Raw genomic sequence first — 15,508 nt, forward strand, 5'->3', positions numbered from 1 at the left:
TTACAGGGCGAGTTCGCTGTTTAAAACCAGTGCCAGCAGAGCCTGGCGCGCATAGATGCCATTACCCGCCTGCTGGAAATACCAGGCATACGGGGTTTTATCGACATCGGTGGTGATTTCATCGATGCGTGGCAGCGGGTGCAGCACCTTCATATTGTCGCGCGCTGTGCTGAGGTCGGCAGCGCGCAGAATGAACTGTGCTTTGACGTTGGCATATTCGGACGGGTCGAGCCGCTCTTTCTGCACCCGCGTCATGTAAAGGATATCAAGCTGCGGCATCACCTCTTCAAAGCTGTCATGCCGTGACCAGGCGATGTTCTTCTCATCCAGCATATCGGTGATATAGGCTGGCATCGCCAGCGCATCGGGCGCGATGAAGAAGAAGCGGTTGCCGTCAAACTTTGCCAGTGCCTGCGTCAGGGAGTGGACGGTACGGCCATATTTCAGGTCGCCGACCATCGCCACATTCAGCTGATTAAGACGGCTCTGCGTCTCCTGAATGGTGAAGAGATCGAGCAGCGTCTGGGTCGGATGCTGGTTCGCGCCGTCACCGGCGTTGAGAATCGGGATGCCGCCGGAGAATTCGGTCGCCAGTCGCGCCGCGCCCTCCTGCGGATGACGCATCACGATCGCATCAACGTAGGTACTGATTACTGAAATAGTGTCGGCCAGCGTTTCGCCTTTCTTGCCCAGCGACGTATTACTGCCGTCGGCAAAGCCCACCGCTGACGCGCCGAGGCGATGAATGGCGGTTTCAAACGACAGGCGGGTACGGGTCGACGCCTCAAAGAAGCAGCTGGCGATCACCTTGTGCTTCAGCAGTTCCGGCTGCGGATGGGCTTTAAGCTTTGCGGCGGTGTCCAGTGCCAGTTCCAGCTCTTCACGACTGAGGTCGTTGATTGAAATAATGTGCTTGCGATATAGCGGGTTAGCCATAGCTCTCTCCTCTGCGCGGCCGGATTGCGGACAAAAAAAAGCCCCTGCTTAAGGGGCTTTTTTAAGATCGGGTCGATGACCGAAAGAAACAGCAGCGCCGCCTGCGGTCAGGCGTGATTGAGCGTCAAATTGTCCGCTGTGCTGTCGCATATTTCCTCCGGCAAATTGGGCCGCATTATACCCGTTCGCGGTGGGTCAGCAAGAGGAAAACGTTTGCGCCTCTGGAGTGGATCGGTCAGCGCTGGCCCAGCGTGGCCACCATTACCGCTTTAATCGTGTGCATCCGGTTCTCAGCCTGGTCGAACACAATGCTGTGTGGTGATTCGAACACCTCGTTGCTCACTTCCATGCCGTTGGGCAGATCGTACTGTTCCGCCATCTGCTGGCCCAGCGTGGTCTGATCGTCGTGGAAGGCGGGCAGACAGTGCAGGAATTTAACCTGCGGGTTGCCGGTCAGATCGAGCATCGCCCGGTTAACCTGATAGTCACGCAGCAGCGCAATACGCTCGGCCCACACCGCTTTGGCTTCGCCCATCGACACCCAGACATCGGTGTAGATAAAGTCAGCGCCTTTCACACCGTCGGCAATATTGTCGGTGAGGATAATTTTCCCACCGGTCTGCTGTGCGGCTTTCCGGCACTGCGCCACCAGTTCGTCCTCTGGCCAGCAGCTCTTCGGTGCCACCAGACGCAGATCCAGACCGACCTGTGCGGCGGCTTCCAGCATGGTGTTACCCATGTTGTTGCGCGCATCGCCCACATAAACCAGTGTCATTTCGCTGAGTTTTTTGCCTGGCAGATGTTCCTGCATGGTCAGCAGGTCAGCCAGCAGCTGGGTTGGGTGAAACTCGGTGGTCAGACCGTTCCACACCGGCACACCGGCGTGTTCTGCCAGCGTCTCCACCAGCTCCTGACCGTAACCGCGATACTGAATGCCATCGTACATGCGGCCCAGCACCCGCGCGGTGTCGCGCATTGACTCTTTATGGCCGATCTGACTGCCACTCGGGCCAAGATAAGTCACGTTTGCACCCTGATCGTAAGCGGCAACTTCGAAAGAGCATCGGGTACGGGTCGAGTCTTTTTCGAAGATGAGCGCGATGTTTTTGCCTTTCAGATACTGCACTTCGCTGGCGCTTTTTTTCGCCTGTTTCAACTCAGCGGACAGGGAAAGCAGGTGATCAATTTCGGCGGGAGTAAAATCCAGAAGCCTGAGGAAATGGCGCTGATACAGCTGACTCATACAACACTCCGGTAATCATTAAAATGAATTAAAATTCAATTTAACCGTATGAATATTCATTTTCAAGTCTGGAGCTAATAAACTTTTCGTTTTGTGTAGTGGCGCGACAGGCAGTGTGGGAAAATAATTGATTATTGCCGAACTCAGAGAGGACATTGTCATGGCATATGAAGCATTACTGGAAGAGCAGCAGGAAGAGACGCGGCAGATTATCGAAGAGCTGCTGGAGGATGGCAGCGATCCTGATGCGCTCTATACCATCGAGCATCATCTCTCATGCAATAATTTTGATTCGCTGGAAAAAGCGGCCGTTGATGCGTTCAAGCTGGGTTATGAAGTGACCGAGCCGGAAGAGCTGGAGCTGGAAGATGGCACCACCGTGATGTGCGTCGACATCATCAGCGAATCTGCGCTGAAGCCTGAACTGATCGATGTGCAGGTTGAGCAGCTGGTGAACCTGATTGGTAAGTACAACGTCGACTACGACGGCTGGGGCACCTATTTTGAAGACCCTGATGCTGAAGATGAAGACGAAGATGACGACGCCATCGAAGATGAAGATGATGATGGTATTCGCCACTAAGTAGCCGGGGCGGAGAGTTCTCCGCCTGTCACTTCTGCCACCCCTTTTCTGACATCATGAATTACGCACCCTTACTCGAACCGATCTATCAGTTTCTGCACTGCCGCACGCCACAGGCCTGGATTGATGAGGCGCGCAAGCCGGAAAACCTGACCCTGCTGTTAACCGACCATCTGGTGTGTGAGCTGAAAGCCGCCCAGACTGCGGTGTGGCTGATCCGCAAATATGTGGCCGACAAACCCAGCGGCGACGCTATTCTGGCGTGGCTGAAACCCTATGAAGATTTTATCTTCCGGGAAGATGGCGACAGCGACTTTATCAACGCCCATAAGAACCTGACGAAACGCATCATTGTGCGCAATGCGCTGCCGTGGGCGGATGAGCTGGTGGAGAAGATGGTGCTACTGATTAAAGAGGAGCTGCATCACTTCTATCAGGTCTGGGAAATTATGCAGTCGCGCGGGCTGGTCTATCAGAAGATCACCTCCAGCCGCTATGCTAAATCGCTGTTGCGCGAAGTGACCACCCATGAGCCGGAGACGCTGGTGGATAAGCTGATTTGTGGTGCTTACATTGAGGCGCGATCCTGCGAGCGTTTCGCCAGTCTGGCGCCGTATCTTGATGATGAACTGGCGAAGTTCTATATTTCGCTGCTGCGCTCAGAGGCGCGGCATTATCAGGACTATTTAACGCTGGCGGCGCAGATTGCCGGTAAGGATATTGCGCCGCGGGTGCAGGCGATTGGCCGGGTCGAAGCAAAGCTGATTAGCGAGCCGGACACGGAGTTGCGTTTTCACAGCGGCGTACCTGCGTGGTAAACCCCTGAGGACGCCCTGGCCAGGGTGTCTCTTTTTCCGGATGCCTGACCGCGTTTATTTCTCTTCCGTGCAGCGTGGTCTCATATAATGTGCTGTGTAACGCTTTAATTTAAGTAACACTGACGTACAAAGATATTTTGTGCCACCTATCACATAACGGTTTTTTTACGCTGACTTTCTGAAGTTAAATAAATATAGTCCCGGAGTCAGTGCGGGATTGTTATTTTTTTAAGCAAAACCCGACTCGCTACCCTTTTTAACAGAGGGCAGCGAGTCGGGTTTTTTTATGGGTTAACGGAACCGGGTCACCCTTATTGTCATGGCGTGACGGATTTTTACTATCGCCAGGGGAAGGATTTAAAAATGAAAGAAAAATACTATTTTCATTTATTTTTTTCACTATTGCTGCTTTTTTTGGGGGGGAGTGTTAAGGCGTCTGACATTCACGCCCCCTCCGCGCAGAATAAATTATGGGGTGACGCGGCGCTCGATTTCAAACTGCGCAACCATTGGAAGTATCTCAAGGAGGACGAAGCACAGCCCACCGCGGTTCACAATGCCTGGGGCCAGGCCGCGACAGTCGATTTTCGTTCCGGTTATCAGTGGGACCTGCTTGGATTTGATACGACTTATACCCGCGCCGTACGCCTGGGGTCAAGCGACTACTTCTCCACGCGCGGTCTGCTCTATGACAGCGGTGGTAACATGGAGAAGCGGGATGCCCACGGCTTTAGCAAGTTCAGTCAGCGCTATCTTAAGCTAAAGCTCGGCAATCGCAGGCTACGGTTCGATGGAAAGGCAGGCTGGCAGGAACTGAAAAATATCGGCGTGCTGACGACCACGGATCGCCTGTCGCGCAACAGCTATGCTGGCTATAGCGGAGCACTGACGTGGCAGAATGCCCGGCTGGATCTTGCTTTCGTTAACAAAACCATACGGCATGATTCAGGAAAAACGCTGGCGTTGCAAACCCAGGCCAGACAAAAAATTGACGCCATTTACACCGCTGCGCTGCGCTACAAAGATGAACGTCACGCGGTTGCCTACGCATTCGGCGAGGCTGAGCGCTATCAGCGCCGCCATGTGATTGAGGCGGGCTACACCCTCTCGCCATACTGGTCACTAGGCGCGCAAATCTATGGCAGCCAGGCGCTGGAGAAATATAGAAGGATGCCCGCCAGCAAGAGAACCTTTGATAAACAGGCGTGGCACTATGTCGGGGAAACGACCTGGAAGCATGGCGCCTGGACGCAGAGACTGGCTGCTGGCTGGACATCGGCTCCAAAGGAGAGGGCGGTGGGATATTATGCCCGGCCCCTGACTAAAAATACCCGGGGACGTTTCACGTCACTAACTTCGGCGGGCAAAGACTATATGCGCGATAGAGAGCTGGCACTGGTTTCTCTGAGTCAGTATGAAATTACAAAGGGGATCAGTACCGGAATACAGCTTAATTATGGCCAGTTCCATTATCGTAATAATCTTGTGCGAACCGGCGAGGTTTCATTAATTAATCAATTCAGTAATCAACATCCCACCTTCAAAAATCTGACGCTATTCACGCTGACCGGTTATGGCTGGTCATATAAAAACAGTAAAGAGACCCCGCATCTGAATAATCAGGGGAAAACTCAGCGTTCCCGCAGTTTGTCCGCTGAAGTGGTTGTTCAATATAAATTCAATCTTTTTTGATCCGGAGAATAAAAATGAAGATAAAATTTAAAACGCTCATGTTAATAGCTGTCATCTCCGTCAGCAGTGCCGGCTCCGCCTGGGCCGCAGATGTGATGCTCTATGTTACCCGGCATGGAAAGACCATGTTTAATACGGTACATCGCGCGCAGGGATGGGCCGATACGCCGCTGACGGCTTCCGGTGCAGCTGTTGCAGAGCAACTGGGAAGGGGATTGCAGCCGTTACCCTTCGTCGCGGCCTGGTCCAGCGATTCGGGACGGGCGAGAGAAACCGCGCAGCTGGTAATGAAGAACTGGAAACACCCGCCTGTGCTGAAAGAGCTGAAAGGGCTGCGCGAGGTGGGATTTGGCCTTTATGAAGGCGATCTGAATAAAAATCTGATTAACGCTGCCGCGCATCAGGCGGGCTATGCTTCTGATACCGCACTTCTGGAAGCGTTTAGCGCCGGTAAAATTCGTATGGATGGGATGATCGACGCGATTCATGAGGCGGAAGCCGCAGGCACGCCATCGCTGGCAGGTATTAAATCCTCCGGCCAGGCCGAAACCTATCAGCAGGTAGCTAAGCGCATGATGAAGAGTATCACCACAATCGCGAAGCAGGCGCAGCAGCAGGGCGGAGGCAATGTGCTGGTGGTCAGCCACGGTATGGCTATCACCACTCTGCTGCAGGCGCTGGGCGATACTTCATTACGGGAGCAGCTTAAGAATGCCAGCGTGACGCTGCTGCGCTACACCGATAACGGGCAGTTCAAAATCGAGTCCATCAACGATATGCGTTACGTGGAGCGCGGTTTATAAGGTCTTCAGCATCCGTACTTCGCAGTCGACATGGCCGGTGCAGCCCATTGCACTGTCGATGTGCTCAAAGCCCAGCGACTCATACAGTTTAATCGCCCGCGTCAGGCTGGCGGTGGTTTCCAGATAGCAGCGCCGGAAGCCGTGGTTGCGCGCATGCTCCATCGCCCGCAATGCCAGTTCGCGCGCCAGACCCCGACCGCGCACCTCTGGCAGAAAGTACATCTTTTGCAGTTCGCAGATATCGGGCGCGCTGCAGGCGAGCGGCGCAACACCGCCACCGCCGACCACCTTGCCCTGATACTCAACAATCCAGTAGGCGCTCTGTTCGGCACTGTAGAGCTCAAACAGCTGGTCGAGCTGCGGATCGGAAACGGTGTAGCCCTTGTCAGCCGTCAGGCCGAACTCGGCGGAAACATCACGGATCACCTGGGCGATATGCGGATTATCGGCGGCCGTAATTGGCCGCACCTGGAGGTCAAAATGCGGGATGGTACTGGTCGTCATCATCTCTTCCGGATTTGTACGAGGTCAATAAAAAAGCCGGGCAAGCCCGGCTTTATGAATAAGCTGTCAGCTACGACGCTTACAATGCCGCAATGACCGCCTGCTGTTCAATCAGTTTTGCTTTTGATTGTTGCAGGTCTGCCACGCGTTCACGCTCTTTCGCCACCACCGCTTCCGGGGCACGCGAAACAAAGCCTTCGTTCGCCAGCTTGGTCTCGATCTTTTCGATTTCCACATCCAGCTTAACCAGCTCTTTCGCCAGACGCTCCAGCTCGGCGGTTTTATCCACCAGATCCGCCATCGGGATCAGCAGCTCTGCGCCTTCAACCAGTTTGGTCACCGACACCGGACCTTTCTCGCCCGCAGGCAGAATGGTCAGGCTTTCCAGACGCGCCAGGCGCGACAGGAAGTTGCGGTTAGCTTCAACGCGACGCAGCGCCGCAGGCGAGCAGTCACGCAGCAGCACATCCAGCGGCTTGCTCAGCGCGATGTTCATCTCGGCACGGATATTACGCACCGCGACGATCGCCTGCTTCATCCACTCAATATCCGCTTTCGCTTCGGCATCTTCTTTCGCCGCATCGTACTGCGGGAAAGGCTGCAGCATGATGGTGTCGTCGCTGATATTTTTCAGCCCCTTCACGCGCTGCCAGATGGTTTCAGTGATAAATGGGATAATCGGGTGTGCCAGACGCAGCAGCGCTTCCAGCACGTGAACCAGCGTATGACGGGTGCCACGCAGTTCAGCTTCACTGCCGCTGTTCATGACCGGCTTGGTCAGCTCCAGATACCAGTCGCAGAACTGGTTCCAGGTGAAGTCATACAGCAGGTTAGCCGCGATGTCGAAACGATAGCTATCCAGGGCTTCACGGTACGCTTTCACCGTGTTGTTGAACTCGGTCAGGATCCAGCGATCCGCCAGCGACAGCGTCATTTCGCCGCCATTCTGTCCGCAATCCTGCTCTTCGGTGTTCATCAGCACAAAGCGGCTGGCGTTCCACAGCTTGTTACAGAAGTTGCGATAGCCTTCCAGGCGCTTCATATCCCAGTTGATGTCGCGACCGGTAGAGGCCAGCGCCGCCAGGGTAAAGCGCAGTGCATCGGTGCCTGATGGCTCGATGCCGTCAGGGAACTGCTTCTCGGTACGTTTGCGAATCTTCTCAGCCAGCTGTGGCTGCATCATATTGCCGGTGCGTTTTTCCAGCAGCGCTTCCAGCGAAATGCCGTCGACCATATCCAGCGGATCAATCACGTTACCCTTGGATTTCGACATCTTCTGACCTTCTTCATCACGGATCAGACCGGTCATATAGACGGTTTTGAACGGCACCTGCGGTTTGCCGTTTTCATCTTTGATGAAGTGCATGGTCAGCATGATCATGCGGGCAATCCAGAAGAAGATGATGTCGAAGCCGCTGACCAGCACGCTGGTCGGATGGAAAGTACGCAGCGCTTCGGTGTTTTCCGGCCAGCCCAGAGTGGAGAAGGTCCACAGACCTGAGGAGAACCAGGTATCCAGCACGTCATCATCCTGACGCAGCGCCACATCGGCGGCCAGGTTATTCTCGGCGCGCACTTCGTCTTCGGTGCGGCCGACGTAGACGTTACCGTTGTCGTCATACCACGCCGGGATGCGGTGACCCCACCAGAGCTGACGGGAGATACACCAGTCCTGAATATCGCGCATCCAGGAGAAGTACATGTTTTCGTACTGCTTCGGTACAAACTGGATGTCGCCATTCTCAACGGCTTCAACCGCGACTTTCGCCAGCGGTGCGGTACGCACATACCACTGGTCAGTCAGCATCGGTTCGATAACCACGCCACCCCGGTCGCCGTAAGGCACGGTCAGATCGTGAGGTTTGATCTCTTCAAGCAGGCCGAGTTCATCGACAGCGGCAACAATCGCTTTACGCGCCGCGAAGCGTTCCATGTTCTGGAAAGCCGCCGGGATCTCATCGGAACAGGCATCGCTGGCTTCGCCGTTGGTGTCATACACCTGAGCACGGTCGCGGATATCACCGTCGAAGGTCAGGATGTTGATCATCGGAAGCTTATGACGACGGCCAACTTCATAGTCGTTGAAGTCATGCGCCGGGGTGATCTTGACGCAGCCGGTGCCTTTTTCCATGTCGGCATGTTCGTCGCCAACGATAGGGATCAGGCGGCCAACCAGCGGCAGCATCACAAATTTGCCGATCAGATCTTTGTAACGTGGATCTTCCGGGTTAACGGCGACGCCGGTATCACCCAGCAGGGTTTCCGGACGGGTGGTGGCGACCACCAGATAATCTTTGCCGTCGGCGGTTTTTGCGCCGTCAGCCAGTGGATAGCGGATATGCCACATGGAGCCTTTGCTCTCGCGGTTTTCCACTTCCAGATCGGAGATCGCAGTGCGCAGCTTAGGATCCCAGTTCACCAGGCGTTTGCCACGGTAGATCAGGTTCTCTTTGTAGAGGCGAACAAACACCTCTTTCACGGCGTTGGAAAGGCCATCGTCCATGGTGAAGCGCTCGCGCTCCCAGTCGACGGAGTTGCCCAGACGGCGCATCTGGCGGGTAATGGTGCCGCCGGACTCTGCTTTCCACTGCCAGATTTTCTCGATAAACGCATCGCGGCCATAGTCCTGGCGCGTTTTACCCTCTTCAGCCGCAATTTTGCGCTCAACCACCATCTGCGTGGCGATGCCCGCGTGGTCAGTACCGGCCTGCCACAGGGTATTTTTCCCCTGCATGCGCTGGTAACGGATCATGGTGTCCATGATGGTTTGCTGGAAGGCGTGACCCATGTGCAAGCTACCGGTGACGTTCGGCGGCGGGATCATGATGCAAAAGCTTTCCTGGCTGGTATCGCCATTCGGTTTGAAGTAGCCCTGCTTTTCCCAATGCTCGTAAAGCGGCTGCTCGATATCTTGCGGGTTATATGTCTTTTCCATTTCTGCTATGTCGTTTGCGGCTGTGGTGGCGCTGCCGTATTCAATTGGAATCCAACGCTGCGATACGCTTTGTAGCGGTCGCGCGCCAGTTGTTTGAGAGCGTCCTCGTAAGGAACGAAGTCTATCACTTCATGGAAAGCAGTAGCAAAATCTGCGAAGTGGGGCAGCAGGCTAATCAGCAGGTCGCGCGGTGAACTGCCGCGACGCTGTGGCCAGGCCAGCTCGACCGGCGCACCGTAGCGCGGGCCTTCACCCGCCAGGTTGTGCGGCACGAAGGCGTTTGCCGGTCGTTGCCACAGCGCTTCGTCAAGACGAATGGCCTGCTGTTCATCTTCGCAGGCGATCAACACCCGCTTTCCGGCCCGCCAGCGTGTTTCCGCCAGATTGCACACCAGCGCTTCAACGGCGCTCAGGCCATCGCTCGGGGCATCGGTTTCCAGCACGTAGAAGGTTGCGTTTTTCATCGGTTAGCTCATCAGAAGATCAAGGGCGGAATCAGATCCGCCCCTGCTGTCAGAAAAGAGGGCGCTTAGTCGTCGCCGTTCAATCCTGCCCGATTCAACAGAAACTGCGACAGCATCGGCACCGGACGTCCAGTAGCGCCTTTAGCCTTGCCGGAGCGCCAGGCCGTGCCGGCGATATCCAGGTGCGCCCAGTTATATTTGCGGGCAAAGCGTGCCAGGAAGCAGGCAGCGGTAATCGCGCCGCCAGGACGGCCACCGATGTTGCCCATATCGGCAAAGTTGGACTCCAGCTGCTCCTGGAACTCATCCGCCATCGGCAGACGCCAGGCGCGGTCGCCTGACTGCTCCGAGGCGCTGATCAGCTCATGCGCCAGCGGGTTGTGATTCGACAGCAAACCGCTGATGTGATGTCCCAGCGCAATCACGCAGGCTCCGGTCAGCGTTGCCACGTCAATGACGACTTCCGGGTCGAAACGTTCCACGTAGGTCAGCGCATCGCACAGCACCAGACGGCCTTCGGCGTCGGTGTTCAGTACTTCAACCGTCTGGCCAGACATGGTGGTCAGCACGTCGCCCGGACGCATCGAGCGGCCATCCGGCATGTTTTCACAGCCCGCCAGCACACCCACCACGTTCAGCGGCAGATTCAGCTCGGCCACCATCCGCATCACGCCATAGACGGCGGCCGCGCCGCACATGTCATATTTCATTTCGTCCATGCTGTCGGCAGGCTTGATAGAGATGCCGCCTGAGTCAAAGGTCAGCCCTTTACCCACCAGCACAATCGGGCGCGCTTCAGCATCCGGATTGCCTTTGTATTCAATCACCGACATCAGCGATTCGTTCTGCGAACCGGCCCCGACAGCGAGATAGGCGTTCATGCCCAGCTCTTTCATCTGCTGTTCGCCGATCACGCGTGTGGTGACATTTTTGCTGAAGGCGTCGGCCAGCTGGCGCGCCTGCGACGCCAGATAGGCAGCGTTACAGATGTTTGGCGGCATATTGCCGAGATCTTTAGCGGCTTTCATGCCTGCAGCAACCGCTAATCCATGCTGAATAGCGCGTTCGCCGCTGGTCAGTTCACGGCGGGTCGGCACGTTAAACACCAGTTTGCGCAGCGGACGACGCGGCTCTGCTTTGTTGCTTTTCAGCTGATCAAAGTTGTAGAGCGCCTCTTTTGAGGTCTCCACGGCCTGACGCACTTTCCAGTAGGTATTGCGGCCTTTGACATGCAGTTCGGTCAGGAAGCAGACCGCTTCCATGGAGCCGGTGTCGTTCAGCGTGTTGATGGTTTTCTGAATGACCTGCTTGTACTGGCGTTCATCCAGCTCACGCTCTTTACCGCAGCCAATCAGCAGAATACGCTCGGACAGGATATTTGGCACATGATGCAGCAGCAGTGTCTGGCCCACTTTTCCTTCCAGCTCGCCACGGCGCAGCAGGGCGCTGATGTAGCCGTCGCTGATTTTATCCAGCTGCTCGGCAATCGGTGACAGACGACGCGGTTCGAAAACGCCAACGACAATGCAGGCACTGCGCTGTTTTTCCGGGCTTCCGCTTTTTACACTGAACTCCATGCACTCTCCTGAATCTTAAAGACAACGGCCGCTGCTGCCGCTAGAATGTAGCGCGCTCATGACCCATTTATTCATCGTCGCAGCATGACATTCTGCCGCTGGAGGTCATAATGAATCAGGGTGACAAGATGTTGTTTTTTCACCACCCGGACGCGTTTTTCATACAAATTTAGCTACGGCGACGGCCATTGATGAAGAAAAATGGCTGATAAGCGTTGAAACTAGCGATTTTCCTGCAAAAAGACAAGTTTTCACAGGCGTACTAAGCGTGATCATCATTAGATATCTGGTTCGGGAAACGCTCAAAAGCCAGCTGGCTATCCTGTTTATCCTGCTACTCATCTTCTTTTGCCAGAAGTTAGTCAGGATCCTGGGAGCCGCGGTGGATGGCGAAGTGCCGACAAACCTCGTTCTGACCTTGTTAGGACTCGGTGTGCCTCAAATGGCACAACTTATACTGCCCTTAAGTCTGTTTCTGGCGATCCTGATGACGCTGGGGCGTCTCTACACGGAAAGTGAAATTACCGTGATGCACGCCTGCGGCCTGAGTAAGGCCGTCCTGGTGAAAGCGGCGATGGTACTGATGCTGTTTACCTCGATAGTGGCTGCGGTGAACGTCATCTGGCTGGGGCCGTGGTCATCCCGTTATCAGGACGAGGTGACGCAGAACGCCAAAGCAAACCCAGGTGCGGCAGCGATGGCTGCCGGGCAGTTCCAGACCTCCAGCGACGGCAGCGCCGTGCTGTTTGTCGAGGATGTGAAGGGCAACAACTTTGGTAACGTGTTCCTGGCGCAGTTACGGCCAAAAGGCAACGCGCGTCCTTCGGTGGTGCTGGCTGACAGCGGTCACATGGAGCAGCACAAAGATGGCTCGCAGGTGGTAACGCTGGACAAAGGCACCCGCTTTGAGGGCACCGCACTGCTGCGTGATTTCCGTATCACCGACTTCACCAACTATCAGGCCACCGTGGGATATAAAGCGGCAACGCTCGATCCTAACGATGCAGAGCAGGCCAGCATGACCGACCTGTTCGCGAATAAGACACCGGATTTTCAGGCCGAGCTGCACTGGCGTCTGACGCTGGTGTTCGCGGTGCTGGTGATGGCGCTGATGGTAGTGCCGCTCAGCGTGGTGAACCCGCGTCAGGGTCGCGTGCTGTCGATGCTGCCCGCCATGCTGCTCTATCTGATCTTCTTCCTGTTGCAGAGCTCGCTGAAGTCGAGCGGGGCGAAAGGGCGGCTTGATCCGGCGCTCTGGATGTGGGTGGTGAATATCAGCTATCTGTTGCTGGCGGTGCTCCTTAACCTGTGGGATACGGTGCCGATGCGTCGGATTCGCGCCCGCTTTACCCGCGGAGGGTCGGTCTGATGTTTCGCGTACTTGACCGCTATATCGGTAAAACTATCTTCAATACCATCATGCTGACGCTGTTCATGCTGGTGTCGCTTTCCGGCATCATCAAGTTCGTCGATCAGCTGCGCAAGACCGGTCAGGGCAGCTACAACGCGCTGAGCGCCGGTTACTACACCCTGCTGAGCGTGCCGAAAGATATTGAGATTTTCTTCCCGATGGCGGCCCTGCTGGGTGCGCTGCTGGGACTGGGCGCGCTGGCGCAGCGCAGTGAGCTGGTGGTGATGCAGGCGGCGGGCTTTACCCGCATGCAGGTGGCGCTGTCCGTGATGAAAACGGCAATTCCGCTGGTGCTGCTGACCATGGCGATTGGTGAGTTTGTTGCGCCATCGGGCGAGCAGATGGCGCGTAATTACCGGGCGCAGCAGCTTTATGGCGGCGCACTGGTCTCGACGCAGAATGGTCTGTGGGCGAAAGATGGCAATAACTTCATCTATATTGAGCGCATCAAAGGCGACAATGAAATTGATGGTGTGAGCATCTATAACTTTAACGATCAGCGTCGTCTGCAGAGCGTGCGTTACGCGGCGACGGCGATCTGGGATGCGGCTAAGAAGCGCTGGATGCTGTCTCAGGTCGATGAGTCAAACCTGACCGATCCGAAGCAGATTACCGGTTCACAGAGTCTGAGTGGCGAATGGAAAACCAATCTGACGCCGGACAAGCTGGGCGTGGTAGCGCTGGATCCGGACGCGTTGTCGATTCGCGGTCTGCATAGCTACAGTAAATATCTGAAGCAGAGCGGCCAGGAAGCGGGACGTTATCAGCTGAATATGTGGAGCAAGATTTTCCAGCCGCTGTCGGTGGCGGTGATGATGCTGATGGCGCTGTCGTTTATCTTCGGTCCGCTGCGTAGCGTGTCGATGGGTGTGCGTGTGGTGACCGGTATCAGCTTTGGCTTCCTGTTCTACGTGCTGGACCAGATTTTCGGTCCACTGAGTCTGGTTTATGGCTTACCGCCGATTCTGGGGGCGATTCTGCCGAGCTTTGCGTTCTTCGCGATCAGTCTGTTTATGCTGATTAAGCGGCGCTAAGCGCAATGAATGCAGTAAAAGAAAAGGCCGCGCAAGCGGCCTTTTTTATTGGCTAACAGTGCAGGCTCAGGGATTATACGCTTTCCACAAAGACGCTATCCATGACCCGCAATGCTTTACGACAGGCGTATACGCCCATCGCTTTATGTCTGCCAGCCGGAGGAGTGACTGCAGTGGCCTGAAACGGCGTTACGCCACGCTATTTATCCAGCCTGACAGTGCGGGCAGGGCAGCGGGCAGCTGCGACAGCAGATAGAGAATCAGCCCGATGGTGCCGCCTACCAGCGTGCCGTTGATGCGGATAAACTGCAGGTCCTTGCCGATATTGAGTTCAATCTGCTGCGACATGTCGCGCGCATCCCAGCTTTTCACAGTATCGCTGATGTGACGCGTCAGGAAGCCAGCAAACTCTGGTGCAACACTGCGTGCAGCCTGTTCCAGATGCTGGTTCATGGAGTCACGCAGCGCCGGGTCGGCGGCCAGGGTTTCGCCAAGCCACAGGGCCGCACCGCGCACTTTCTCCTGCACCCGCGAATCCTCACTGCTGAGATCCGCTTTGAGCCAGTTGCGCATATCATTCCACAGCTCGCCGATGTAGCGGTTAAACGAGGCATCCTCTTTCAGCCAGCCCTTAATCTCTTCGGCGCGCTCCGCCATTTCCGGGTCGGTCTGCAGTTTAACGATCAGTTTATCAACCGCCCGGTTGAAGCCGAGGCGCAGCTCATGGCCCTGATCCAGCGCCACATCATCCAGCAGGGAATCGACCGCGTTTGCCACCAGCTCGGCGCTGTGTTCGCCCAGCCATTCGGTCGGCAACATTTTGGCTTTGATCGGATGTTCGCGTTTGAGCCAGCGTACCAGCTGCATGGCGATAAACTCGCGGGTACTGGGCTTATGCAATAACTTCAGCAACTGGTCGATGGCCGCGTCCAGCAATGCCTGATGGCGGTTATTTTTGGTCAGGCTTTCCAGCACCATGGCGCTGGTCTGGCTGAGATCGACCTTGTCGATGGCACGATGCACCGCGCGGCGCATAAAGGTCTGAATCCGCGCGTCATCGGTGAGATCCAGGAAGCCGCGCATCACCTGCAGCAGATGGCGGCCAACGCGGTCGGCATTGCCCGGTGCATTCAGCCACTGTGCCAGCAGGTTTGAAGGATCGTGACGGCGAATCAGGTTCAGCAGGGAGTCGGTATCAAGAAACTTTTCCTGCACAAAGCGCCCGAGGTTTTCACCAATACGATCTTTGTTGCGCGGAATGATGGCGGTATGGCGCGAGATAAAAGGCACCGGCACGCGCCGGAACAGCGCCACCACGGCAAACCAGTCCGCCAGTGCGCCGACCATCGCGGCCTCCGCAATCGCTTTGACGCCGCTGACCCAGAAGCCAGGCGGCAGGAAAAGGGTGACAACAAAGGTGGCGACGGCGAGCAGCAGCAGCAGCAGCGCCAGGCGTTTCATCCGGTTCAGTTCGTAGTGTTTATCCATAACCTGATCTTAGCAGAGAG

At 55.9% G+C, this 15,508-nt stretch carries 13 protein-coding genes; 6 read left to right on the forward strand and 7 right to left on the reverse strand.

Annotated elements, in window-relative coordinates:
- Together pyrB and argF are read right to left on the reverse strand one after the other, a co-directional pair.
- A complete protein-coding gene (pyrB, locus tag AC6I8J_RS02410) occupies positions 1-936 on the reverse strand; it encodes an aspartate carbamoyltransferase (RefSeq protein WP_222924667.1) in 936 nt (311 codons plus the stop codon).
- A 235-nt stretch (positions 937-1,171) separates the two neighbouring features.
- The gene (gene argF / locus AC6I8J_RS02415; RefSeq protein WP_497825045.1) at positions 1,172-2,179 is read right to left on the reverse strand and encodes an ornithine carbamoyltransferase; all 1,008 of its coding nucleotides are present in this window, start codon (positions 2,177-2,179) and stop codon (positions 1,172-1,174) included.
- A 160-nt stretch (positions 2,180-2,339) separates the two neighbouring features.
- Here argF and rraB point away from each other — a divergent pair, with 160 nt between their 5' ends.
- From rraB to AC6I8J_RS02435, 4 genes are all read left to right on the forward strand, one after another.
- Positions 2,340-2,762, forward strand: coding sequence for a ribonuclease E inhibitor RraB (gene rraB, locus AC6I8J_RS02420; protein ID WP_013359940.1), 423 nt, complete (start codon positions 2,340-2,342; stop codon positions 2,760-2,762).
- Positions 2,763-2,818: 56 nt separating this feature from the next.
- Complete coding sequence (miaE, locus tag AC6I8J_RS02425) at positions 2,819-3,580, forward strand: tRNA isopentenyl-2-thiomethyl-A-37 hydroxylase MiaE (protein ID WP_161731892.1); 762 nt, start codon at positions 2,819-2,821, stop codon at positions 3,578-3,580.
- 324 nt (positions 3,581-3,904) lie between these two features.
- Positions 3,905-5,272, forward strand: a complete 1,368-nt coding sequence (locus tag AC6I8J_RS02430) for an OprD family porin (RefSeq protein WP_497825046.1) — start codon at positions 3,905-3,907, stop codon at positions 5,270-5,272.
- A gap of 14 nt (positions 5,273-5,286) precedes the next feature.
- Positions 5,287-6,075 carry a histidine phosphatase family protein gene (locus AC6I8J_RS02435; protein ID WP_497825047.1) on the forward strand — a complete coding sequence of 263 codons (789 nt, stop codon included), beginning with the start codon at positions 5,287-5,289 and terminating at the stop codon, positions 6,073-6,075.
- On the opposite strand, the gene AC6I8J_RS02440 is transcribed toward AC6I8J_RS02435, so the two are convergent.
- From AC6I8J_RS02440 to pepA, 4 genes are all read right to left on the reverse strand, one after another.
- Positions 6,070-6,579 carry a GNAT family N-acetyltransferase gene (locus tag AC6I8J_RS02440; protein ID WP_374206938.1) on the reverse strand — a complete coding sequence of 170 codons (510 nt, stop codon included), beginning with the start codon at positions 6,577-6,579 and terminating at the stop codon, positions 6,070-6,072. The two genes, AC6I8J_RS02435 and AC6I8J_RS02440, sit on opposite strands and share 6 nt — an antisense overlap.
- Positions 6,580-6,658: 79 nt before the next feature.
- On the reverse strand, positions 6,659-9,514 hold the full coding sequence (locus AC6I8J_RS02445; RefSeq protein ID WP_161731898.1) for a valine--tRNA ligase: 2,856 nt from the start codon (positions 9,512-9,514) through the stop codon (positions 6,659-6,661).
- A 5-nt stretch (positions 9,515-9,519) separates the two neighbouring features.
- Positions 9,520-9,978: a DNA polymerase III subunit chi gene (locus AC6I8J_RS02450; RefSeq protein ID WP_161731900.1), complete on the reverse strand. Its 459-nt coding sequence runs from the start codon at positions 9,976-9,978 to the stop codon at positions 9,520-9,522.
- Positions 9,979-10,043: 65 nt separating this feature from the next.
- Positions 10,044-11,555 (reverse strand): leucyl aminopeptidase, encoded by a 1,512-nt coding sequence (gene pepA / locus AC6I8J_RS02455; protein ID WP_009092357.1) that lies wholly within the window; start codon positions 11,553-11,555, stop codon positions 10,044-10,046.
- A gap of 268 nt (positions 11,556-11,823) precedes the next feature.
- On the opposite strand from pepA, the gene lptF reads away from it, so the two are divergent.
- Together lptF and lptG are read left to right on the forward strand one after the other, a co-directional pair.
- A complete protein-coding gene (lptF, locus tag AC6I8J_RS02460; RefSeq protein ID WP_161731904.1) occupies positions 11,824-12,924 on the forward strand; it encodes an LPS export ABC transporter permease LptF in 1,101 nt (366 codons plus the stop codon).
- Entirely contained in the window at positions 12,924-14,000 is a 1,077-nt protein-coding gene (gene lptG / locus AC6I8J_RS02465; RefSeq protein ID WP_161731906.1) for an LPS export ABC transporter permease LptG, read from the forward strand. Before lptF ends, lptG begins: the two co-directional genes overlap by 1 nt.
- Before the next feature lie 189 nt (positions 14,001-14,189).
- On the opposite strand, the gene AC6I8J_RS02470 is transcribed toward lptG, so the two are convergent.
- Complete coding sequence (locus AC6I8J_RS02470; RefSeq protein ID WP_497825048.1) at positions 14,190-15,488, reverse strand: DUF445 domain-containing protein; 1,299 nt, start codon at positions 15,486-15,488, stop codon at positions 14,190-14,192.
- Positions 15,489-15,508 lie beyond the last annotated feature (20 nt).

Source organism: Pantoea sp. X-Soil-ISGK-355 (assembly GCF_059730805.1).

Excerpts from the sequence above, each read along its gene's own strand:
- pyrB (WP_222924667.1), bottom strand. The coding sequence starts at position 936 with ATGGCTAACCCGCTATATCGCAAGCACATTATTTCAATCAACGACCTC.
- argF (WP_497825045.1), bottom strand. The coding sequence starts at position 2,179 with ATGAGTCAGCTGTATCAGCGCCATTTCCTCAGGCTTCTGGATTTTACT.
- rraB (WP_013359940.1), top strand. The coding sequence starts at position 2,340 with ATGGCATATGAAGCATTACTGGAAGAGCAGCAGGAAGAGACGCGGCAG.
- miaE (WP_161731892.1), top strand. The coding sequence starts at position 2,819 with ATGAATTACGCACCCTTACTCGAACCGATCTATCAGTTTCTGCACTGC.
- AC6I8J_RS02435 (WP_497825047.1), top strand. The coding sequence starts at position 5,287 with ATGAAGATAAAATTTAAAACGCTCATGTTAATAGCTGTCATCTCCGTC.
- AC6I8J_RS02440 (WP_374206938.1), bottom strand. The coding sequence starts at position 6,579 with ATGACGACCAGTACCATCCCGCATTTTGACCTCCAGGTGCGGCCAATT.
- AC6I8J_RS02445 (WP_161731898.1), bottom strand. The coding sequence starts at position 9,514 with ATGGAAAAGACATATAACCCGCAAGATATCGAGCAGCCGCTTTACGAG.
- AC6I8J_RS02450 (WP_161731900.1), bottom strand. The coding sequence starts at position 9,978 with ATGAAAAACGCAACCTTCTACGTGCTGGAAACCGATGCCCCGAGCGAT.
- pepA (WP_009092357.1), bottom strand. The coding sequence starts at position 11,555 with ATGGAGTTCAGTGTAAAAAGCGGAAGCCCGGAAAAACAGCGCAGTGCC.
- lptG (WP_161731906.1), top strand. The coding sequence starts at position 12,924 with ATGTTTCGCGTACTTGACCGCTATATCGGTAAAACTATCTTCAATACC.
- AC6I8J_RS02470 (WP_497825048.1), bottom strand. The coding sequence starts at position 15,488 with ATGGATAAACACTACGAACTGAACCGGATGAAACGCCTGGCGCTGCTG.